16 protein-coding genes and 1 tRNA gene are annotated in these 22,004 nt (G+C 70.8%); 14 read left to right on the forward strand and 3 right to left on the reverse strand.

Going from position 1 to position 22,004, the window contains the following annotated elements; translation table 11 throughout:
- Nucleotides 1-163: 163 nt before the first annotated feature.
- The 4 genes from QQM72_RS15525 (at nucleotide 164) to QQM72_RS15540 (ending at nucleotide 2,235) form a co-directional block, all read left to right on the forward strand.
- Complete coding sequence (locus QQM72_RS15525) at nucleotides 164-1,552, forward strand: MFS transporter (protein ID WP_314221459.1); 1,389 nt, start codon at nucleotides 164-166, stop codon at nucleotides 1,550-1,552.
- Nucleotides 1,553-1,621: 69 nt separating this feature from the next.
- The gene (locus QQM72_RS15530) at nucleotides 1,622-1,795 is read left to right on the forward strand and encodes a hypothetical protein (RefSeq protein WP_314221460.1); all 174 of its coding nucleotides are present in this window, start codon (nucleotides 1,622-1,624) and stop codon (nucleotides 1,793-1,795) included.
- Nucleotides 1,796-1,798: 3 nt separating this feature from the next.
- A complete protein-coding gene (locus QQM72_RS15535) occupies nucleotides 1,799-2,032 on the forward strand; it encodes a hypothetical protein (RefSeq protein ID WP_003976229.1) in 234 nt (77 codons plus the stop codon).
- Between the two features lie 130 nt (nucleotides 2,033-2,162).
- Nucleotides 2,163-2,235, forward strand: a tRNA-Ala gene (locus tag QQM72_RS15540).
- A gap of 182 nt (nucleotides 2,236-2,417) precedes the next feature.
- Here the strand turns inward: QQM72_RS15540 and QQM72_RS15545 are convergent.
- Together QQM72_RS15545 and QQM72_RS15550 are read right to left on the reverse strand one after the other, a co-directional pair.
- Nucleotides 2,418-4,028: an NADH-quinone oxidoreductase subunit NuoF family protein gene (locus QQM72_RS15545; protein ID WP_028806510.1), complete on the reverse strand. Its 1,611-nt coding sequence runs from the start codon at nucleotides 4,026-4,028 to the stop codon at nucleotides 2,418-2,420.
- Nucleotides 4,025-5,341: a ferric reductase-like transmembrane domain-containing protein gene (locus QQM72_RS15550; RefSeq protein WP_314221461.1), complete on the reverse strand. Its 1,317-nt coding sequence runs from the start codon at nucleotides 5,339-5,341 to the stop codon at nucleotides 4,025-4,027. Before QQM72_RS15550 ends, QQM72_RS15545 begins: the two co-directional genes overlap by 4 nt.
- 428 nt (nucleotides 5,342-5,769) lie before the next feature.
- Between QQM72_RS15550 and leuS the strand changes: the two genes are divergently transcribed.
- From leuS to QQM72_RS15590, 8 genes are all read left to right on the forward strand, one after another.
- Nucleotides 5,770-8,664: a leucine--tRNA ligase gene (gene leuS / locus QQM72_RS15555; RefSeq protein ID WP_314221462.1), complete on the forward strand. Its 2,895-nt coding sequence runs from the start codon at nucleotides 5,770-5,772 to the stop codon at nucleotides 8,662-8,664.
- Between the two features lie 284 nt (nucleotides 8,665-8,948).
- Nucleotides 8,949-9,689, forward strand: a complete 741-nt coding sequence (locus QQM72_RS15560; RefSeq protein WP_314221463.1) for a hypothetical protein — start codon at nucleotides 8,949-8,951, stop codon at nucleotides 9,687-9,689.
- A 158-nt stretch (nucleotides 9,690-9,847) separates the two neighbouring features.
- A complete protein-coding gene (locus QQM72_RS15565; protein WP_314221464.1) occupies nucleotides 9,848-10,693 on the forward strand; it encodes a DegV family protein in 846 nt (281 codons plus the stop codon).
- Between the two features lie 107 nt (nucleotides 10,694-10,800).
- Nucleotides 10,801-12,054, forward strand: a complete 1,254-nt coding sequence (locus QQM72_RS15570) for a ComEA family DNA-binding protein (RefSeq protein WP_314221465.1) — start codon at nucleotides 10,801-10,803, stop codon at nucleotides 12,052-12,054.
- 98 nt (nucleotides 12,055-12,152) lie between these two features.
- The gene (locus QQM72_RS15575) at nucleotides 12,153-15,053 is read left to right on the forward strand and encodes a ComEC/Rec2 family competence protein (protein ID WP_314221644.1); all 2,901 of its coding nucleotides are present in this window, start codon (nucleotides 12,153-12,155) and stop codon (nucleotides 15,051-15,053) included.
- Nucleotides 15,054-15,225: 172 nt separating this feature from the next.
- On the forward strand, nucleotides 15,226-15,471 hold the full coding sequence (locus tag QQM72_RS15580) for a hypothetical protein (protein ID WP_314221466.1): 246 nt from the start codon (nucleotides 15,226-15,228) through the stop codon (nucleotides 15,469-15,471).
- Between the two features lie 66 nt (nucleotides 15,472-15,537).
- Complete coding sequence (gene holA, locus QQM72_RS15585) at nucleotides 15,538-16,527, forward strand: DNA polymerase III subunit delta (protein WP_314221467.1); 990 nt, start codon at nucleotides 15,538-15,540, stop codon at nucleotides 16,525-16,527.
- Between the two features lie 109 nt (nucleotides 16,528-16,636).
- Nucleotides 16,637-17,032: a nuclear transport factor 2 family protein gene (locus QQM72_RS15590; protein ID WP_314221468.1), complete on the forward strand. Its 396-nt coding sequence runs from the start codon at nucleotides 16,637-16,639 to the stop codon at nucleotides 17,030-17,032.
- A gap of 424 nt (nucleotides 17,033-17,456) precedes the next feature.
- Here the strand turns inward: QQM72_RS15590 and rpsT are convergent, their stop codons facing one another.
- Nucleotides 17,457-17,723, reverse strand: coding sequence for a 30S ribosomal protein S20 (gene rpsT / locus QQM72_RS15595; protein WP_020127768.1), 267 nt, complete (start codon nucleotides 17,721-17,723; stop codon nucleotides 17,457-17,459).
- Between the two features lie 269 nt (nucleotides 17,724-17,992).
- On the opposite strand from rpsT, the gene lepA reads away from it, so the two are divergent.
- Together lepA and QQM72_RS15605 are read left to right on the forward strand one after the other, a co-directional pair.
- Nucleotides 17,993-19,861, forward strand: a complete 1,869-nt coding sequence (lepA, locus tag QQM72_RS15600; RefSeq protein ID WP_314221469.1) for a translation elongation factor 4 — start codon at nucleotides 17,993-17,995, stop codon at nucleotides 19,859-19,861.
- A gap of 247 nt (nucleotides 19,862-20,108) precedes the next feature.
- On the forward strand, nucleotides 20,109-21,983 hold the full coding sequence (locus QQM72_RS15605; protein ID WP_314221470.1) for an AMP-dependent synthetase/ligase: 1,875 nt from the start codon (nucleotides 20,109-20,111) through the stop codon (nucleotides 21,981-21,983).
- Nucleotides 21,984-22,004 lie beyond the last annotated feature (21 nt).

A 22,004-nucleotide genomic window follows, 5' to 3' on the forward strand; every position in this document is an offset into this window, starting at 1 on the left:
ATCAGCGGGCTCTCGGCACCCGTACCGGATCCTCGGCACGCTCGGCGGCATGACGACGACACCCCGGACGAGCCCGGTTCCCGCGCCCGTTCCCCCCGCTTCAAGTCCTGCTGCCAGTAAAGACCCTGGCACTGACAATCGGCCTCGGCTGCTGCTGGCGGTCGTGCTCGCAGCCCAGTTCATGGCACTGCTCGACGTCTTCATCGTGAACGTCGCGGCGCCCACGATCGGTTCCGACCTGAACGCCTCAGGCGCGGACCTCCAACTGGTCGTCGCCGGATACGCCATCACGTACTCGGTGCTGCTGATCACCGGCGCGCGCCTCGGCGACCGGTTCGGGCACGGCCGCGTCCATCTCGTCGGGCTCGCTCTCTTCACGACCGCCTCGCTGGCGTGCGGGCTGGCTCAGGGCAGTACCGAACTGATCGTGTTCCGGCTGGTGCAGGGGGCCGGGTCGGCGGTGATGATCCCGCAGGTGCTCAGCCTGATCCAGCGCACGTTCACCGGCGAGGCCCGGGTGCGGGCGCTGGGCGTCTACGCGGCGGTCCTCGCCGTCGGTGCGGCGGCCGGGCAGGTGGTGGGCGGCGTCCTGGTCACCGCCGATCTGCTGGGCACCGGCTGGCGGCCGGTGTTCCTCGTGAACGTGCCGGTGGGCCTGGTCCTCCTGGTCGCCGGCAGGCGCGTCCTGCCCCGTGGTGGGGGAGCGGGACGCGCGGGGACGGGCGCGGGAGCGCGGGAAGGGGCGCGGGCAATGGACTGGCCCGGCCTCGTGCTTCTGGGCGCCGCCGTGTCACTGATCACGGTGCCGCTCGTGCTCGGACAGGAGGAGGACTGGCCGCTGTGGTCCTGGGTGTCGCTGGCCGTCGGCGCGCTCACGCTGGTGCTGTTCCGTGGCTACGAGGCCCGGCTCGCGCGTCGGGGTGGCGCCCCACTGATCGCACCCCGTGTGCTGCGTCACCCCGGGACGGGTCTCGCCGTCCTGCGTGTGCTGGCCGTCATGGCGGTCAACGGGGGCTTCCTGTTCGTGCTGACCCTGCACGTCCAGGGCGGCCTCGGCTACAGCGCGCTGCGCGCCGGCCTCACCTTCGCACCGACCGCCGTGGTCTTCGGGCTGGTCGGACTGACCTGGCGCAGGTGGCCCGCGTCCTGGCAACGGTCCCTGGCCCCGGCCGGGTTCACGCTCACCGCGCTGTCCGTGCTGGGAGTGGGGCTGGCCTTCCGGGGCGGAGACCACGGCGGTGCCTGGCTGTACGCGGCGTACGCCGGCGTGGGTGTCGGGCTCGCCCTCGCCTTCAGTCCGACGCTCACCGGGGCGCTGGCGGCGGTGCGGGCCGAGGACGCGGCGGACGCCAGTGGACTGCTCGCCACGGTCACCCAGCTCGGGCAGCTGATCGGTGTCGCGGCCTTCGGCACACTGTTCTTCGAGCGGCTTGAGTCACTTGGGGCCCCAGAGGCGTATACCTCTTCGGAAGCGCTTCTCACATGCATGTTCGCGCTCGCTACGACAGCTGCCCTGGGTGCCGTGTCCGGACTGGTACTGAGGCGTCGCTGACCGTATTGGCCCGGCCGTGGCAGAATCAAACGGCCGGAAGGGAGCGCGGCCCGACGGGAGGGAGTAGCGATGCCTGCGAGCATCCTCGGAGAGGTCGGTGACCTCTCCGAAGCGGCGGTGACACCGGAGAAGGCCACCCGGCTCAGCTGCCCCTCCTGCGGTTCCGGTCATGTGGCCCAGGTTCTTGGTGACAACGGCGGGATTTCCTACGTGTGCACGGCCTGCGGCCACAGCTGGAGCTGATCGATGGGTGCACACAGGCGGAAGTGCGACTGGTGCGGCAGCGGCACCCCGATCGTCCGTGACATGGAGCCGGTCAATCCCGACTACCAGTACTGGTGCGAGGAATGCGCGCGGGCGCTGATCATAAAAGGCGACCCGATCGAGACGTACCGTGAGCTGGAGGGCGAGCCGATCTACGGGCGGCTCCTCGAGGAGCACTGCACGCTCAAGCGGTTCTACTCGTTCGTCACCGCTTGACCCGCATACCGGTTGAAACCGGACAGGGCGGAAACGATTTGGTGGTCCACGCCCCGGGCCGGTAATGTTGGCGTCGCCGCCGGGGAAACCGGGCGACACGGTCAGTGAGCGGTTCGCCGCTCGGCCACGAGGGGCTATAGCTCAGTTGGTAGAGCGCCTGCATGGCATGCAGGAGGTCAGGAGTTCAATTCTCCTTAGCTCCACAGCAGATCCCGCCGGATCGGAAGCGATCCGGCGGGATCTTTTTGCGTGCGGACGGCGTTCGGGCGTTCCGGCATTCCCTCTTCGGACATTCCCTCTTGGGACATTCCGTCAGGACCGACGCTTCGGGGCCGCCTCTTTCGAGGCGGCCCCTTGTCGTTTGTCGTCCGTCGTCGGCCGGCCCTCAGCGGCCGAGGGCGCGGCGGCCGCGGCCCTGGGAGAGGACCGGGAGGTTGCGGGCGGGCGCCTGCGCGCGCGTGTCCTCCTCGACGCGCAGGGCGAGGGCCGGGCAGCGGCGTACCGCGCGCAGCGCCTTCGCCTCCGCGTTCTGTGGCACCTTCGCCTGCGCCACCGTCGGGAAGCCGTCGGCGCCGAGCTGGAAGACCTCCGGGAGGATGTCGGCGCACAGGCCGTGTCCGCGGCACAGCGTCCAGTCGACGAAGATCTTCTGACGGCTCGAGCCGCTGTCCTCGGGCGGGTTGCCGCTCGTGATGGCCGCCGGGGCCATGCCGGCCTCGAAGAGCGGCAGAACGCCCTCCACGGGGCGTCCGCACCCGTTGCCGAGGACATGCGCGGCCAGGTCGTCGGTGAACGCCTTGATGGTCGACTCCAGGAACATCGCGGAGCCGTCCGGGTGCGAGCACGCACCGCGCCGCTTGACGTTCTTGGCGACCTGCTTGAGCGCCTCCAGGGCGGCCGGGCCGCCGCCGTTGATGATGTCCTCCATGCCGCGCGCGGCGGCCGGCAGGCCGAGGTAGCAGGGACCGCACTGTCCCGCGCTCTCGTCGGCCAGCCACTGGGCCACGCGCAGCGACTCGCCCAGCGGGCAGGTGTCCTGGCTGATCGGCAGGATCGCGCCGGCGCCGAGCGCCCCGCCCACCGCGTCGAGCGAGTTGCGGGAGACGATCGCCTCGTTGACCGTCGCGGCGTCGATCCACTTGCCGTGGTAGCCGCCGGTCAGCACGCCCTGGGGCACCGGCGGGGCGCCGGCGAGCTGAAGGACGTAGCGCAGCGGCACGCCCGTGGGCACCTCGATCACCATCGGGCGGGCGACCGCGCCGGAGACCGTCAGCATGACGGTGCCCGGCTCGTCGTACAGGCCGGTGTTGCCGTAGCGCTCCGGGCCGATGCGGGCGGCGATGGCCAGCTGGGCGAACGTCTCGGCGTTGGAGAGCAGGGTCGGCGCGCCCCCGACGCCGTTCTGCGAGGCGCTGACCTTGCGGCCGGGCGGGATCGGCGGGCCGCCGTCGATGGAGCGGATCAGTGACGCGGCGGCGCCGGTGACCATGCGGATCGGGTTGCGCTGGACGAATGCCTTCAGCGCCGATCTACGGCCGTTGCTGAGGCCGCGCTCGGCGAGCGCGGCCTCCATGGAGCGCTGGGTGGATTCGCGGGTGACCCCCACCACGAGCGTGCGGGCACCCAGCGCCTCCGCGACCAGCAGCGCGCCGTCCAGGATGAGGTGCGGGGCACGGTTGATGAGCACCGTGTCCTTGCGGCAGGCCGGTTCGTCCTCGCTGCCGTTGACGACGACGACCGGCCGTACGCCGCGCTTGATCGCCGCCTCGGCGACCGAGCGCAGCTTCTTGTGGAAGGGGAAGCCGGCGCCGCCGCGGCCCTTCAGGTTGATGTTCTCGGAGAGCTTCGCGAGTGCCTCTCCGCCCAGGGGTTCGAGCGGCCCGTGCACCTTCAGGTGCATGGGCAGATCAAGTCTTTCGACAAGGTCGAAGCCCGACGTGAGTTGTGGAAGCCCGACCACGCGGACTTCTGGGACGTCGGGCAGGGCCTCGTTCACCTATAGCCTCCGGAAGGCGTGTTCCAAGGTTCGCCCGAACCCGGTGCGTCGAACGACGAGCCAGGTGATGGTTCATTGGCGGGACCGCTGTTGTACGTGTCGTTCTGGTTGTACGTCCCGAAAGGGGGATTCGTCTCACCGGTGTCGTACACGTCACGTCCGCCGTACCCGGCGGTGCCCGAATTGTTGTAGACCGGGATGTTGAATCCCGTGTCCTGGAGCGGGTCGTAGGCCGACGGGGGCGCCTCGCCGACCGGCGGCGGGGACGGGACCGGCCAGCTGCCCGAGGTGCTGCCACCGTTGTCGACCCGGGGGATGGCCTCGGTGGCCTGGATGTCGAAGGGCAGGTTCATCCGCGCCGTCTGGTCGGCCGCGTAGGGCTGCTGCTGGCCCCGTTGCGGTGTGTTGACGGCGCGATAGGCGGCCGCGAAGCCGTTCGCGGGCTCCGGGGCGGCGGGTGCGGGCGTGTCGTACAGCGGCGACGACGGCGGGGACATCCGGGTGGAGCTCATGGTGTCGGTCAGCGGCGAGCGGCCGGAGCGGCCCTCGTAGCCCGGCAGTGCGGACGATCCGGTCTCCGACCGGCGCGCGCGTGACGCGTCCAGGCCGTCCATCGCCGAGCGTTCCTGGGTGCCGAGGATCGCGGCGATCCGGTCGGCGACCTTGCGCTTGAACGGGCGCGGGGCGGAACGCAGGGCGAGGGCGGCCATGACGCCGGCCAGGCACAGCTCGTACGAGACCATGAAGAACGGCTTGGCCGCGCGCCCCGCGAACAGGCCGTGGATCAGGGCCGCGCACAGTGCCGGGTAGGCCAGCATGTGCATCGCGCGCCAGCGGGCGGCCACCTCGGCGGGCGCCGAGAACCGGTTGCGCAGTGCGCCGGTGATGCCGACGAAGATCATGAGCAGGGCGGCCAGGGAGCCGAGGCCGATGAGTCCGGCGCTGCCCTTGATGCCGAGGCTGAACGGGATCAGCGCGGCGATCAGGACGGTGTGCTGCAGTGCCAGCTTGATGGAGATGTGTACGACGAGGAAGGCGATGGAGCCCACGGCGGTCACGCGGTGGATGCCCTGCGCGATGATCCGCTGACGCGTGTTCAGGATGAGCCGGTCCTGGGCGACGAGGCCCCAGATGACCGAGCAGGTGAGGCATACCAGTGACAGCACGCCCGCACCGAAGTTGAGGAATGCCTGGAACTGGTCGCCGCCGACCAGCACGGCCACGGGTATGAGGACCAGGACGACAGCCGTCGCCACCCCATAGGCCGACCGGCCGGGCTTGGGAAGCGAGCTGCTACTAGGACGAGGGTTCATGGGGGCAACTCCGAGCAGTTTCGGGAAAGCGGTCCCGCTGCCGAACTCTAAGTGGCTCCATACCGATGGGTACGAGGTTTGAGTTATTGCGCTGTTATCAAACGACAATGTGGCTGTTGTGATGTCCCTTAGCTACTGTTACGCGAAGTAACCCTTGACCTTGATTCAGTTCCGGCCTCGCCATTCTGGTCGCAGCAACGTTGTCGCGACCATGCATACGTACGAGCGTCGCGGCTTGCTCAAGGCCTGCGGTACCCTAACGCCATGCGTGCTGTACGCCTTCTGCTTAGCGAGCCGCGCTGATCAGTCCCGACCGCCGGTGAACGGACGGTTCGGAATCGGCGCGGCGTCCCCTCCTGTGCGAGGGGATTTTTCGTTTCCTGGACGACAACCCGCTGGCAGAGACGATCGATGGAGCTTTGAGGACCATGAGCGAGACGAACCCCGCTGCCGCCGCTGCACCGGCGGAGGCCGCGCCGCACCGCTACACGGCTGCCATGGCCGCCGAGATCGAGGCACGCTGGCAGGACTTCTGGGACGCCGAGGGTACGTACGCCGCGCCGAACCCGAAGGGCGACCTGGCCGGTGACCCCGACCTGGTGGCCCGGCCCAAGAAGTTCATCATGGACATGTTCCCGTACCCCTCCGGTGCGGGCCTGCACGTCGGCCACCCCCTCGGCTACATCGCGACCGACGTCTTCGCACGCTTCCAGCGCATGACCGGCCACAACGTCCTGCACACCCTGGGCTTCGACGCCTTCGGCCTGCCCGCCGAGCAGCACGCCGTGCAGACGGGCGAGCACCCTCGGATCACCACCGAAGCGGCGATCAACAACATGAAGTCCCAGCTGCGCCGGCTGGGTCTGGGCCACGACAGGCGCCGGTCGTTCGCCACGATCGACCCGGACTACTACAAGTGGACCCAGTGGATCTTCCTGCAGATCTTCAACTCCTGGTACGACGGCGAGGCGGACAAGGCCCGCCCGATCTCCGAACTGGTCGCCCAGTTCGAGTCCGGTGAGCGCGGCGTACCCGGCCACACGCGCGCGTGGAACGAACTGACCGCCACCGAGCGCGCCGACGTCCTGAGCGAGTACCGCCTGGCCTACGCCTCCGACGCCCCGGTCAACTGGTGCCCCGGTCTGGGCACCGTGCTGGCCAACGAGGAGGTCACCGCAGACGGCCGTTCCGAGCGCGGCAACTTCCCCGTCTTCAAGGCCAAGCTGCGCCAGTGGAACATGCGCATCACCGCCTACGCGGACCGTCTGCTGGACGACCTGGACGCCCTGGACTGGCCCGAGGCGATCAAGCTCCAGCAGCGCAACTGGATCGGCCGCTCCGAGGGCGCCCGAGTCGACTTCCCCGTGGACGGCGAGCGCATCACGGTCTTCACCACGCGCCCGGACACCCTGTTCGGCGCGACCTACATGGTCCTGGCGCCCGAGCACCCGCTGGTCGACAAGTTCACCCCGGACGCCTGGCCCGAGGGCACGCACGACGTCTGGACCGGCGGCCACGCGACCCCGGCCGAGGCCGTCGCCGCGTACCGGGCGCAGGCCGCGTCGAAGTCCGACGTCGAGCGCCAGGCCGAGGCCAAGGACAAGACCGGCGTCTTCACCGGCGTGTACGCGACCAACCCGGTCAACGGCGAGCAGGTCCCCGTCTTCATCGCCGACTACGTGCTGATGGGCTACGGCACCGGCGCGATCATGGCCGTCCCCGCGGGCGACCAGCGCGACTTCGAGTTCGCGCGCGCCTTCGAGCTGCCGATCCACTGCATCGTCGAGCCGACCGACGGCCGGGGCACCGACACGTCGACGTGGGAGAACGCCTTCGGGTCGTACGACGCGAAGATCATCGCCTCGTCCAACGAGGAGATCTCGCTGGACGGCCTGAGTGTCGTCGACGCCAAGGCCCGCATCACCGAGTGGCTGGCCCGTAAGGGCATCGGTGAGGGCACCGTCAACTTCCGCCTGCGCGACTGGCTGTTCAGCCGTCAGCGCTACTGGGGCGAGCCCTTCCCGATCGTCTACGACGAGGACGGCGTCGCCCACTCGCTGCCCGAGTCGATGCTGCCCCTGGAGCTGCCGGAGGTCGAGGACTACTCGCCCCGCACCTTCGACCCGGACGACGCGGACACCTCCCCTGAGACACCGCTGTCGCGCAACGAGGACTGGGTGAACGTCACCCTGGACCTGGGCGACGGCAACGGTCCGCGCAGGTACCGCCGCGAGACCAACACCATGCCCAACTGGGCCGGTTCCTGCTGGTACGAGCTGCGCTACCTGGACCCGCACAACAGCGAGAAGCTGGTCGACCCGGAGATCGAGCAGTACTGGATGGGTCCCCGCGAGGGTCAGCCGCACGGCGGTGTCGACCTGTACGTCGGTGGCGCCGAGCACGCCGTGCTGCACCTGCTGTACGCGCGCTTCTGGTCCAAGGTCCTGTTCGACCTGGGACACGTCTCCTCCGCGGAGCCGTTCCACAAGCTGTTCAACCAGGGCATGATCCAGGCCTACGTCTACCGCGACAGCCGCGGCTTCCCGGTGCCGGCCGCCGAGGTGGAGGAGCGCGACGGCGCGTACTTCTACCAGGGCGAGAAGGTCAGCCGCCTGCTGGGCAAGATGGGCAAGTCCCTGAAGAACGCGGTCACTCCGGACGAGATCTGCGTCGAGTACGGCGCCGACACCCTGCGCCTGTACGAGATGGCGATGGGCCCGCTGGACGTGTCGCGGCCGTGGGACACGCGCGCGGTGGTGGGTCAGTACCGTCTGCTGCAGCGGCTGTGGCGCAACGTCGTCGACGAGAGCACCGGCGAACTGAGCGTCGTCGAGGTCGAGGACGCCGACATCGACGTGGACACCCTGCGGGCCCTGCACAAGGCGATCGACGGAGTGCGCCAGGACCTGGAGGGTCTGCGCTTCAACACCGCCATCGCCAAGATCACCGAGCTGAACAACCACCTGACCAAGGCGGGCGGCGCGGTGCCGCGATCCGTCGCCGAGGCCCTGGTGCTGCTGGTCGCCCCGCTGGCCCCGCACATCGCCGAGGAGCTGTGGCGCCGGCTGGGCCACACCGACTCGGTCGTCCACCGGGACCTGCCGGTCGCCGACCCCGCGTACGTCGTGGACGAGAGCGTGACCTGCGTCGTGCAGATCAAGGGCAAGGTCAAGGCGCGCCTGGAAGTGTCCCCGGCGATCTCCGACGAGGAGCTGGAGAAGGTGGCACTGGCCGACGAGGGTGTCGTGAAGGCGCTGGGCGGGGCCGGTGTCCGCAAGGTCATCGTGCGGGCGCCGAAGCTGGTGAACATCGTTCCGGCGTGAGCCTGAGCGCGGGCGCGGGCTCGAACGGGACGGGGCGGTACGCATGAGCGGGCTGCACGGACGGCCATGACCGGGCTCCGTGGGTGACCGGGTTGTGGGCGACCGGGTTGTGGACACGCCGGGTCCGGGTGTCGCGGGCCGGTGGGTGCAGGCTCCGGGTAGTCCCCTACGGGCAGGTTCGGGGTTCGTCTGGAACTCCGAGCCTGCCCGTCTCGTTTACCGTTTGAAGTGCGGCGTGCCCTGTGCGGCGCCGGATGTGTCGTTGCAGGCCGGAGGAGGAGCTCGTGGAAGCAGTGATCGCAGTAGTCGCCCTGCTCTTCGTGCTCTTTGTGGTGCTCGGCGCCTACGCCACGGTGAAGGTGATCGGAGCCGCCAAGCGGGGCGTCGACCGCACCATCGACCAGGCCCGGCGCACGGTCGAGGACCACACTCTGCGGGCCAAGTCCTTCACCCAGTTCGGACCGGCCGGCGAGATCGCCCAGCTGAGGCTCAAGCTGCGCACCTCGATGCGGGCCACCCAGGACGCGCTGCACGCGGGCGTCACCGAGGACGAGTCCCTCAAGGAGTCCCTCGCCCTGTTCCACAGGCTCAGCGCGCACGGATACGAGCTGGACAACGAACTCAAGCGCCTGGAATCGGAACCGGACCGGACGACGCTCGCCGCGCGGCTGCCCTCACTGCGCGAGCGCACCGAGCGCGTCGTGGCGTCGGCGGACTCACTGCGCTGGGCGGCCCGCGACCGGGCCCGCCGCTTCGCGGACGACGACCTCGACTCCCTCAGCGCCCAGATCGACGTCGAGGCCGGTGCTCTTCGCCACTGGACCACGTCGGACTCCTCCTCCGCGCAGACGCCGCCCCCGTGGCCCGAGGCGCCGGCCGCCGACAGCGCGGCGGAAGGACAGACCTGGCCGCAGACACCCGGCGCGCGCACGCCGCAGGAGCCGACCAGGCCCGCCATCACCCCACCGGGACCGCGCCCCGCCTACCCGTGGCAGAAGAAACCGCGCCCCGAGAGCACCACCTGAGGCCGGGGTCGGACTCCTGCCCTCCGCGGCCCCGGTTCGTCAGGTGACGGGGGCCTGGATCAGGTGCCGTCAGGCGTGGTACCGGATTCGGTCAAGGGCGGTCCAGCTGCGAGGGGCCGGGCTGCCGCACGGGGGCTACGCCAGGTAACCTCCAGGTCATGTCCCGCCATGTCGCGATCGTCACGGATTCAACGGCCTACTTGCCGCAGCGGACGATGGAGCGTCACGGCATCACCTCGGTGCCCCTGACCGTCGTCCTCGGCGACCAGGCTCTTGAAGAGGGCAACGAGATCTCCACCCGTTCCCTCGCCCAGGCCTTGCAGAAGCGACGATCCGTCACCACCTCTCGTCCCAGCCCCCAGCTCTTCGCCGAGACGTATCGCGGGATCGCCGAGTCCGGGGCCACCGGCATCGTCTCACTGCACCTCTCCGCCGAACTGTCCGGCACCTACGACGCCGCGGTGGTCGCGGCGCGTGAGGCGCCGGTACCGGTACGGGTGGTGGACACCGGCATGGTCGCGATGGCGCTCGGCTTCTGCGCGCTCGCGGCGGCCGAGGTCGCCGAAGCGGGCGGCACGGTCGACGAGGCGGTCACCGCGGCGGAGAAACGGGCCGCCGGCACCTCCGCCTATTTCTACGTCGACACCCTGGAGTACCTGCGCCGCGGCGGCCGGATCGGCGCCGCCCAGGCCCTGTTGGGCTCCGCGCTGGCGGTGAAGCCGCTGCTCCAGCTGAGCGGGGGGCGCATCGACCTCCTGGAGAAGGTGCGGACGGCGTCGAAGGCGATCGCCCGCCTGGAGGAACTCGGGGCGGAGCGGGCGGGCAGCGGGTCGGTCGACATCGCCGTGCACCATCTCGCCGCTCCCGACCGGGCGTCCGCGCTCGCCGACCGTCTGCGGTCACGCGTGCCCGGACTCGCCGACCTGCATGTGAGCGAGGTCGGCGCGGTGATCGGGGCGCATACCGGGCCGGGGCTGCTGGGGGTCGTGGTCTCACCGCGCTGACGGCTCGGCTCACTCGTGTGAGTGGTGGAGTTATCCACAACTGGGCGTTCATCCACCGAAATTGAGCAAGATCATCGCGGTGCGGCGAAGTGTCCGATCCTCGTCGCATGGCACTTCGATCACGTCCACGCAGCCCGAACGCGACCAGCGGCCCCGGCCGGAGCTCCGGCTCCGACGGCCGCTTCCACCGTCTCCGTCCACCCGGCGCCGGTCGGACCGGACCCGGGCACGCCTCATCGGAGGAGATCCGCCGCCGGGCGAAGGTGCTCTTCGCCGAACGGCCGCGGGAACAAGGAGAGACGGGGATGGGGCCGCCGGGTGAGGGCGGCGGGGATGACGGGGATGATGGCGGTGCTGTCCTGGTCGGTGGGTCGGGCGCGCCGGGTGCCGCGGTTGCCTCGGGTGCGCTGGCGTCGGCGGGTGGGGCGGTGGCGGCGGGGGTGCCGGTTGCCCCCGGTGTTCCGAAGAGGCCGGGTGCGCCGCAGGTGCGTGGGGCCGAGGGCGAGGGCGTGCGGCACGCCGATGCCGATGCCGATGCCGGCAGCGACAGCCACGGCGGCATCGACATCGGCGGTGACATCGGCGGAGATGGCGATGGGACGGGTAAGGGGCATGCTCCTCGTGTCGGCGGGCCCTGGCAGGGGCGGGCGGGGCTTGCTCTGCGGGAGCGGATGCCGGTGTGGCTGCTGGCGCGCTGCGGGCTGGAACGCAGGAGTGTGCTCGCGCTCTCGGTGCTGCTCGTCGTCGCCGCTGCCTTCGCCGTGCAGCACTTCTGGGTCGGCCGGGCGCAGCCGGTGCGGGCGCCGGAGGTGGTGCGAGCCGCCGCGCCCTACGAGGCGGGAGAGCTGAACTCGGCTGCTGTGCCCGCCCCTTCCGCAGGTCCGCCGGGCGTCGGCGGCACGGCAGGGGCCGAGATCGTGGTGGACGTCAGCGGCAAGGTGAGGAAGCCCGGCATCCACCGACTCCCGGCCGGTTCACGGGTGGTCGACGCACTGGGCGCGGCCGGTGGTGTGCGACCGGGCACCGACACCGACAGTCTCAACCGCGCGCGCTTTCTCGTGGACGGGGAACAGGTCGTCGTCGGCGTCCCCGCCCCGCAGACCGGGGCCGCCGGGCCGGGAACGGGGGCGGCGGGTTCCACCGGTGCAGGCACGGGAGCCGGGCCCCCGGCGCCCATTTCCCTCAACACGGCCACCGTGGACCAGTTCGACACGCTGCCGGGCGTCGGCCCCGTGCTGGCGCAGCACATCATCGACTACCGGGCGCAGCACGGCGGTTTCCGATCGGTGGACGAACTGCGCGAGGTGAACGGCATCGGCGAGCGACGCTTCGCCGACCTGCGGAATCTCGTGCGGCCATGAGGCGCGAGGACACCGAGGCCTTCGGTGTTCGGGCCGGACCCGGCCGCGCGGGTCCAGGACCAACTGCCCGTGCGGAAACCTCGGCTGCCCGCCGAGCCGTGCACGCGGCCTCCGGGAAGCGGCTGGGCGACGCCCACCCGCGTCAGGAAGGGCCGGTGGATCTGCGGCTCGTACCACCCGCGCTGGCGGCCTGGGCGACGGCGGCGCTCACGTTGGACGCGTCTGCGGGGGTGGTGGGGGGCGTCGTGGCCGTCTGCCTCCTGGCCGCCGGTGCCCTTCTGATCGTGAGCCGGCGTTCGGCGGGGCGTGGTGAGAGTCCCGTCGCGGGGGTCGTTGCAGATCCCGTTGCGGGGTCTGTCGCCGGTGGGCGCAGGTGGCCTCGGGCCACCGTCGCCGCCTCGTTGCTCTGCGTGGGCGCGGCTGCGGCGTCGGCCGGGCTGCACGGGGCCGATCTGTGCCGGGGACCGGTGCCGGAGTTGGCGCGGGAGTACGCGACCGTCACTGCCGAGATCGAGATCACCTCCGACCCACGACTCACCCGGCCCCGGGTCAGAGGTGACCACGTGACCCCGGACTCCGTCCTGATCAACGCCGAGGTGCGCAGCGTCGAGGGGGTGACCCGGAGGGCCGTGGCGACGCGGGCCCCGGTGCTGGTGGTGGTGGACGTCGGCTCTCGCTGGGGCCCGGGTGGGGCACGGGCGAACCTCGGGAGCCGCGAGACGCCGGGCCGCCGTTCGATGCCCGGCGGTCTGACGCCCGGCGGTCTGACGCCCGGCGGTCTGATGCCCGGCCGCCTGGCTTCCGGTGGTCTGACGCCCGGCCGCCTGGCTTCCGGTGGTCTGATGCCCGGCCGCCTGGCTTCCGGTGGGCTGGCTCCCGGTGGCCGGGTGCCCGTCGGTCCGGTGGGTGATCGTCTGGCTCCCGGCGGTGCGGAGTCAGGCCTTCATGAGCCTGGTCGGCAGGCGTACGGCGGGGTTCCCGAGGAGGCTGCCGGCCGGGCTGGGGCCGGCGGTGCGCGGGGATCAGGGACGCGGTCCGGAATGTGGTCCGGGGCGGGTCCCGGGGCTTCGTGGCTGGGGCTGTTGCCGTCCACACGGGTGCGGGTCATCGGGCGGCTGGCGCCCCCGCTGGCGGGCGGGGACCGGTTCGCGGCCGTGCTGCGGGTGCGGGGCCGGGCGGTGCCGTCGGTCGTGCGGGAGCCCTCGGGCGCGCAGCGGTTGGCGGGGCGGCTGCGGGCGGGGCTGCGGGCGGCCACCGACGGGCTTGCGCCGGACGCGAGGGCACTGCTGCCGGGGCTGGTCGTCGGGGACACCTCGCGGATCACGCCCGAACTGGACGAGGCGTTCAAGGCGACGGACCTGGCCCACACCCTCGCCGTTTCCGGCAGCAACCTCACGATCATCCTCGCGCTGCTCCTCGGACCGCCCGGGCTGGCCCAGCACGCCGAGCGGCGCGGTCTGGCACCTCGTCTCGGCGTCCCGCTCCGGGCGACCGCGCTGCTCGGCGGAGTGCTCACCCTCGGCTTCGTGGTGGTGTGCCGGCCCGACCCGAGCGTCCTGCGCGCCGCGGCCTGCGGAGCGATCGTGCTGCTCGCGCTGGCGACCGGCCGCCGCCGGTCCCTGATCCCCGCGCTGGCGACGGCGGTGTTGCTGCTGGTGCTGTACGACCCGTGGCTGGCCCGGAGTTACGGGTTCCTGCTGTCCGTCCTGGCCACCGGGGCCCTGTTGACGCTGGCGCCACGCTGGAGTGCCGCGCTGCGACGGCGCCGGGTGCCCCCGCGGCTCGCCGAGGCGTTGGCGGCCGCGGGAGCCGCGCAGGCGCTGTGCGCGCCGGTCGTGGTGGTGCTGTCGGCGCGGGTGAGTCTGGTGGCGGTGCCCTGCAATCTCCTGGTGGAGTTCGCGGTCGCGCCGGCGACGGTACTGGGCTTCGCGGTGCTGGCGACGGCTCCCGTGACGATGCCGGTGGCCGAGGCGCTGGCGTGGTGCGCGAGTTGGCCGGCCGGGTGGATCGCGGGTGTGGCGCGGACCGGGGCGGCGCTGCCCGGCGGGGGAGTGGACTGGCCGGGGAGCTGGGGCGGGGCGTTTCTGCTCGCCCTGGTCACGGGCGTGGTGGTGCTGCTCGGGCGGCGGCTGTCGCGGTACCCGTGGCTGTGCGCGGTCTGCGGGGCGTTGCTGCTGCTCGTGGTGGTGCAGCCGCCGCCGCTGACCCGGGTGCTCACGGGCTGGCCACCACCGGGCTGGCGGCTCGCGATGTGCGACGTGGGACAGGGTGACGCCACCGTCCTGGCGGCGGGCGGGGGCGCCGGCGTGGTGGTGGACGCCGGGCCGGATCCGGCACTGGTCGACCGGTGTCTGCGCAAGCTCGGGATCACCCGGGTGCCGCTCGTCGTGCTGACCCACTTCCACGCGGATCACGTGGCCGGGCTGCCGGGGGTGCTGCGGGGCCGGGAGGTGGGGGCGATCGAGACGACGGGGTTCGAGGAGCCCGTGGACCAGGTGGAGTTCGTGCGGAGGGAGGCGGAGGCGAGGGAGGTGCCGGTGGTGCGGGCCGCGGCCGGGGAGCGGCGGCGGGTCGGTGCTCTCGACTGGGAGGTGCTCTGGCCGCCACCGCACCCGGCGCCGGGCCCGGAGGGGCCGAACGACGCGAGCGTGACGTTGCTCGTGCGGGCGGCGGGGCTGCGGATGCTGCTGCTCGGCGACCTCGAACCCCCTTCCCAGCAGGCGTTGTTGCGATCGTCGGCGGCACCGATGGTGCGTGGGGTGGACGTGCTCAAGGTGGCCCATCACGGCTCGGCCCACCAGGACCCCGCCCTCATACGCGCCGTGGCGCCACGGCTGGCGTTGATCTCGTGCGGCGCGGACAACCCGTACGGGCATCCGGCGCCCAGCACGGTCGCGGCGCTGCGCGCGGGAGGGGCGGCGGTGCTGCGGACGGACAAGGATGGGTCGCTGGCGGTCGCCAGCGGTACGGACGGGGAACTGCGGGTGGCGCGTGACTGAGGGCGGTGAGTCTCCCGGCCGAAGGCCGGGGTCCGTCGGTGACCGTCCGGGGTGACCGGTTGGAGCACTCTCCGGGACGACCGGTCGAGGCACTGCCTGGTCGAGGCACTGCCTGGACACTGTCTGGGTACCGCCTGGGCAGTGTCTCCTGAGCGTGTCGGAAAATGGTGCGGTGAGTGATGTGAGACATGTGCTGGTGCTGCCCGATCGCGATGCCGCGGAGGAGGTGGCCCAGGCGCTCGGGGACCGGTTCGGGGTGCGCGAGGAGCCGAGGGTCGTCCGGGACGCGTTGGCGGGGGAGGACGACGCCGACGACGCGCAGTGGCTCGTCCTGCTGCGGGACGCGGAGGAACGCCTCGACGCGGCGGCGCTCGACGAGTTCGCGGGGGAGTGGGAGGGCTGGCGGGAGGAGCCGTGACCGTGATCCGTCGGCGGCTCGTCGGTGGGAGTCGGGTTGTCAGTGGCTCGTGGGATGCTTTCGGTGATGGCCAGGAAGACTGCGAATGACGACCCTCTCGCCCCGGTGACGCTTGCCGTGGGCCAGGAGGACCTCCTGCTCGACCGTGCCGTGCAGGAGGTGGTGGCCGCCGCCAGGGCCGCCGACGCCGACACGGACGTGCGCGACCTGACCCCGGACCAGGTGCAGCCCGGCACGCTCGCCGAGCTGACCAGCCCCTCGCTCTTCGCGGAACGCAAGGTCGTGGTCGTACGCAACGCGCATGACCTGTCCGCCGACACGGTCAAGGACGTCAAGGCGTATCTGGGGTCGCCCGCCGAGGAGATCACGCTGGTGCTGCTGCACGCCGGCGGGGTCAAGGGCAAGGGGCTGCTGGACGCCGCGCGCAAGGCGGGGGCGCGGGAGGTGGCCTGTCCGAAGATGACGAAGCCGGCGGACCGGCTGGCCTTCGTGCGGCAGGAGTTCCGGGCCACCGGTCGGTCGGCCACGCCCGAGGCGTGCCAGTCGCTCGTCGACGCCATCGGCAGCGATCTTCGGGAGCTGGCCTCGGCCGTGTCCCAGCTGGTCGCCGATGTCGAGGGGACCATCGACGAGGCCGTCGTCGGGCGGTACTACACGGGGCGGGCCGAGGCCTCGAGCTTCACCGTCGCCGACCGGGCGGTGGAGGGGCGGGCCGCCGAGGCGCTGGAGGCGCTGCGCTGGTCGCTGGCCACCGGGGTCGCGCCGGTGCTGATCACCAGTGCGCTGGCCCAGGGAGTGCGGGCCATCGGCAAGTTGTCCTCGGCGCGGGGTGGCCGGCCGGCCGATCTCGCGCGGGAGCTGGGTATGCCGCCCTGGAAGATCGACCGGGTGCGCCAGCAGATGCGGGGCTGGACGCCCGACGGAGTGGCCACCGCGCTGCGGGCCGTCGCCGAGGCGGACGCGGGAGTGAAGGGCGGCGGCGACGACCCCGAGTACGCCCTCGAGAAGGCCGTCGTGGCGGTCGTGCGGGCAGCGCGGTCCGGGGGGCGCGGGTAGCCGTCCATCCCGGGTGCCACCGGGGTGATCCAGTGGCCGTTCCCCTGCCGGGGAGGAGAATCCGGGTACAGCCGCACATCGCCGGCGCATGGGAAAGGTGGCGATCGACATGGCTGAACACCCGCACGCTGCACTTGTCCGCAAGGGGTACGAGGCCTTCAGCCGCGGAGACATGGACACCCTGCGCGCGATGATGACGGGCGACTGTACGCACCACGTGCCCGGTTCCCACATGCTGTCCGGGGACTTCAAGGGCCTGGACGCGGTCATGGACATGTACGGCAGGCTGTTCTCGGAGACGGGCGGATCGTTGCGCGTCGACCTGCGCACGGTACTCGTCGACGGCCGTGGGCACGCGGTCTCGCTGCACCGGATCACCGCCGACCGCAACGGCAAGCACATGGACGACAACGGGGGCATCGTCTTCCGGATCGTCGGTGACAAGATCAGCGATCTCGACGAATGCGTCGAGGACATCGACACGAGCGACGACTTCTGGTCCTGACGGCCACCGTCTGGCCTGCCGCCCCCGTCACCTCTGTCACGCCTGCCACCCCCGTCAGGCCACCCCGCCACCCGCGTCAGGCCGCCCCGCCACCCCTGTCACGCCTGCCGCCCCGTCCCGCCCCGCCACCCCTGTCCTGCCTGCCGCCCTGCCGCCCTGCCGCCCCTGCCACTCCCGTCACCGCTGTCGCGCCTGGCACCTCTGGTGGTCCTGGCCCCTGCCATGCGGCGGGTGCCCCGGGCAGACCGAAGGCCCCCGCACCCGCCCTGGGGAAGGGCGAGCCGCGGGGGCCTTCGGTTCAAGCTTCAAGCTGTTGGATCGCGCCCGCGTGGCGAACGCAGGCCGTGCGCGATCCGTAGGGTGCCGGTCGGGGGCGGATGAGAGAGGGCCCGCCCTGGTCCTTCCGGCGATCAGATCTGAGGGATCAGCCCTTGAGGGTCTCGACCTTGGAAGCAAGCGCCGACTTCTTGTTGGCGGCCTGGTTCTTGTGGATGACGCCCTTCGAGACGGCCTTGTCGAGCTGGCGCGCGGCAGCGCGCTGGTACTCGGTGGCCTTCTCGACGTCACCCGCGGCAGCAGCCTCGCGGGCCTTGCGGATCGCGGTCTTCAGGGAGGACTTGACGGCCTTGTTGCGCAGCCGAGCCTTCTCGTTGGTCTTGATCCGCTTGATCTGGGACTTGATGTTCGCCACGAATGAGCCTTTTCAGGTTCAGGCACGAGCCCGTACGGGTCCCGTACCGATGAGTTTCCGAGATGCCTCGAAGTTCCCCGGGAAGTGTTGTCCGCGAAGTTCTCCGAGGAGACGTGCCTCGTGCTGAGAGGGCAAGAGACACAGCTGCCCAGACTACCAGTGGCTCCCCGAGTGGCCCAAACCGGTCCCCGGTCGCCACCCGTGGGACCATGGAGCCTACGTATCGATCCGACCCGAGGCACAAGGCGCCTCAAGAGACAGGACCCTGCGTGCCCGCGACCCCTAACAATGTGCCCGAGCCGAGCCGTACCGACCCGGCTCTGATCCGCAATTTCTGCATCATCGCGCACATCGACCACGGCAAGTCCACGCTCGCCGACCGCATGCTCCAGCTGACCGGAGTGGTCGATCAGCGCCAGATGCGTGCTCAGTACCTCGACCGCATGGACATCGAGCGCGAGCGCGGCATCACGATCAAGTCCCAGGCGGTCCGACTGCCCTGGGCCCCGACCGAGGAACCGGGCAAGACCCACATCCTCAACATGATCGACACCCCCGGGCACGTGGACTTCACGTACGAGGTGTCCCGGTCGCTGGCCGCCTGTGAGGGGACCGTCCTCCTGGTCGACGCCGCCCAGGGCATCGAGGCCCAGACTCTCGCCAACCTCTACCTGGCGATGGAGAACGACCTCAAGATCATCCCCGTACTGAACAAGATCGACCTTCCGGCCGCCCAGCCCGAGAAGTTCTCCGAGGAGCTCGCCAACCTCATCGGCTGCGACCCCGCGGACGTGCTCAAGGTCTCCGCCAAGACCGGTCTGGGCGTCGAGGCGCTGCTGGACCGCGTCGTGGCCGATGTGCCCGCACCGGTCGGCGTCCAGGACGCCCCCGCGCGCGCCATGATCTTCGACTCGGTGTACGACTCCTACCGCGGTGTCGTGACGTACGTGCGTGTCATCGACGGTCAGCTCAACAAGCGTGAGCGGATCCGCATGATGTCCACCGGCGCGACGCACGAGCTGCTGGAGATCGGCGTCTCGGCCCCCGAGATGAAGTCGGCCGACGGCCTCGGTGTCGGTGAGGTCGGCTATCTGATCACCGGTGTGAAGGACGTCCGCCAGTCCAAGGTCGGTGACACGATCACCACCCTGCACAAGGGGGCCACCGAGGCGCTCGGCGGTTACAAGGACCCGAAGCCGATGGTCTTCTCGGGCCTGTATCCGCTGGACGGCTCCGACTACCCCGAGCTGCGCGACGCCCTCGACAAGCTCCAGCTCAACGACGCCGCGCTGGTGTACGAGCCGGAGACCTCCGCCGCCCTCGGCTTCGGTTTCCGCGTCGGCTTCCTCGGCCTGCTGCACCTCGACGTGATCCGCGAGCGGCTGGAGCGCGAGTTCGGGCTCGACCTCATCGCCACCGCGCCCAACGTGGTCTACCGCGTCGTCATGGAGGACGGTTCCGAGCACACCGTCACCAACCCGAGCGAGTTCCCCGAGGGGAAGATCGACGACGTGTACGAGCCCGTCGTACGCGCCACGATCCTCGCGCCCTCCGAGTTCATCGGCTCGATCATGGAGTTGTGCCAGACCCGGCGCGGCACCCTGCTCGGCATGGACTACCTCTCCGAGGACCGGGTCGAGATCCGCTACACGCTCCCGCTCGCGGAGATCGTCTTCGACTTCTTCGACCAGCTGAAGTCCAAGACGCGCGGCTACGCCTCGCTGGACTACGAGCCCACCGGCGAGCAGGCCTCCAGCCTGGTCAAGGTCGACATCCTGCTGCACGGCGACAAGGTGGACGCCTTCTCGGCCGTCACGCACAAGGACGCGGCGTACGCGTACGGCGTGCGGCTCGTCGCCAAGCTGCGCGAGCTCATCCCGCGGCAGGCCTTCGAGGTGCCCATCCAGGCGGCCATCGGCTCCCGGGTCATCGCCCGCGAGACCATCCGCGCCATCCGCAAGGACGTCCTCGCCAAGTGCTACGGCGGTGACATCTCCCGTAAGCGGAAGCTGCTGGAGAAGCAGAAGGAAGGCAAGAAGCGGATGAAGATGGTGGGTTCCGTGGAGGTTCCGCAGGAGGCCTTCATCGCCGTCCTGAGCAGTGACGACAACCCGGGATCGGGCAAGGGCAAGAAATAGCCACGATCCACGCAGGTTTTCAGGGCCCGTCGCGCGACAGCGCGGCGGGCCCTGTGGCTGTATTCAGGAGAAAGTGACTGCCCGGAGCCCCTTACGTGCTGGCCAGTCGCCCTCTACTCTGATCCCTGCTCGGTAGTTACTCGTGAGTTAAACAACAGCCGCCGTCAACAACCGCCGCTGTCAGCAACCGCCGCGTCGAACGACGCCGCAATGAGCCAGCCGCATCGTCGCGGGCCCGGAGGATGTCGTGAGCGACACACAGACACTGATCGAGAACCGTCCGCCGTCCGTCGCGGGCCTCTTCCTGGAGCGCGTGGCGGCCACGCCCGACGCCGAGGCGTACCGGTACCCGGTGCCGGCCGCGTCCGGCGAGGGCCCCGACGACTGGAAGTCGCTGACCTGGGCGCAGACCGCCGAACGCGTCCACGCGATCTCGGCCGGCCTGATCGAGCTGGGCGTGCGGGCCGAGGAGCGCGTCGCGCTGGCCGCCTCGACCCGGCTCGAGTGGATCCTCGCCGACCTCGGCATCATGTGCGCCGGGGCCGCCACGACCACCGTCTACCCGCAGACCAACGCCGACGAGTCCGCGTTCATCCTCGCGGACTCCGACTCCAAGGTGCTGATCGCCGAGGACGCGGCCCAGCTCGCCAAGGCGGTCGAGAAGCGCGCCGAGCTCCCCGCCCTCACCCATGTGGTCGTGATCGACCCGGCCGGTGTGGAGACCGCCGACTGGATCCTCACCCTCGACGAGCTGGAGAAGCGCGGCGCCGCCCGGCTGGAGAAGGAACCCGAGCTGATCAAGGAGCGGGTCGGCGCGATCACGAAGGACCAGCTCGCCACCCTGATCTACACCTCCGGCACCACCGGCCGGCCCAAGGGTGTGCGCCTGCCGCACGACAACTGGTCGTACATGGCCAAGGCGATCGCCGCGACCGGTCTGGTCGGCCCCGACGACGTGCAGTACCTGTGGCTGCCGCTCGCGCACGTCTTCGGCAAGGTCCTCACCTCCGGCCAGATCGAGGTCGGGCACGTCACCGCCGTCGACGGCCGCGTGGACAAGATCATCGAGAACCTGCCGATCGTCCAGCCGACGTACATGGCCGCCGTGCCGCGCATCTTCGAGAAGGTCTACAACGGGGTCGCCGCCAAGGCCCGTGCGGGCGGCGGGGCCAAGTTCAAGATCTTCCAGTGGGCCGCCGGGGTCTCCCGCGAGTACGCCAAGGCCGCCCAGGACAACTTCCGGCGCACCGGCACCGTCGCCGTCCCCTTCGGTCTCGGCGCCAAGCACAAGGTCGCCGACGCGCTCGTCTACGCCAAGATCCGCGAGGCCTTCGGCGGCAACCTGCGCGCGTGCGTCTCCGGGTCGGCGGCGCTCGCCCCGGAGATCGGCTACTTCTTCGCCGGCGCCGGCATCCACATCCTCGAGGGCTACGGCCTGACGGAGTCCTCCGCGGCCTCCTTCGTCAACCCCGGTGAGGCCTACCGCACCGGCACGGTCGGCAAGCCGCTGCCCGGCACGGAGGTGCGGATCGCCGACGACGGCGAGATCCTGCTGCGCGGCCCCGGCATCATGGAGGGCTACCACGGGCTTCCGGAGAAGACCGCCGAGGTCCTGGAGGCCGACGGCTGGTTCCACACCGGCGACATCGGCGAGCTGTCGCCCGACGGGTACCTGCGCATCACCGACCGCAAGAAGGACCTCATCAAGACGTCCGGCGGCAAGTACATCGCGCCCGCCGAGGTCGAGGGACAGTTCAAGGCGGTCTGCCCGTACGTCTCCAACATCCTCGTGCACGGCGCCGACCGGAACTTCTGCACGGCGCTCATCGCCCTCGACGAGCCGTCGCTCCTCGACTGGGCGAAGGACAACGGGCTGGCCGGAAAGTCGTACGCGGACGTCGTCGCCTCGCCCGTCACCGTGGAGCTCATCGACGGCTACGTCAAGCAGCTCAACGAGGGTCTCCAGCGCTGGCAGACCATCAAGAAGTTCCGGCTGCTGCCCCGGGACCTGGACGTCGAGCACGGCGAGATCACGCCCAGCCTGAAGCTGAAGCGGCCCGTCGTGGAACGGGAGTACAAGCACCTCATCGACGAGATGTACGCCGGATCGCGCGAGGCGTAGCACCCGAGCGCGGGGGCGCGA

This window comes from Streptomyces zaehneri (genome assembly GCF_032248645.1).
Taxonomy (GTDB): Bacteria; Actinomycetota; Actinomycetes; order Streptomycetales; family Streptomycetaceae; genus Streptomyces; species Streptomyces coriariae.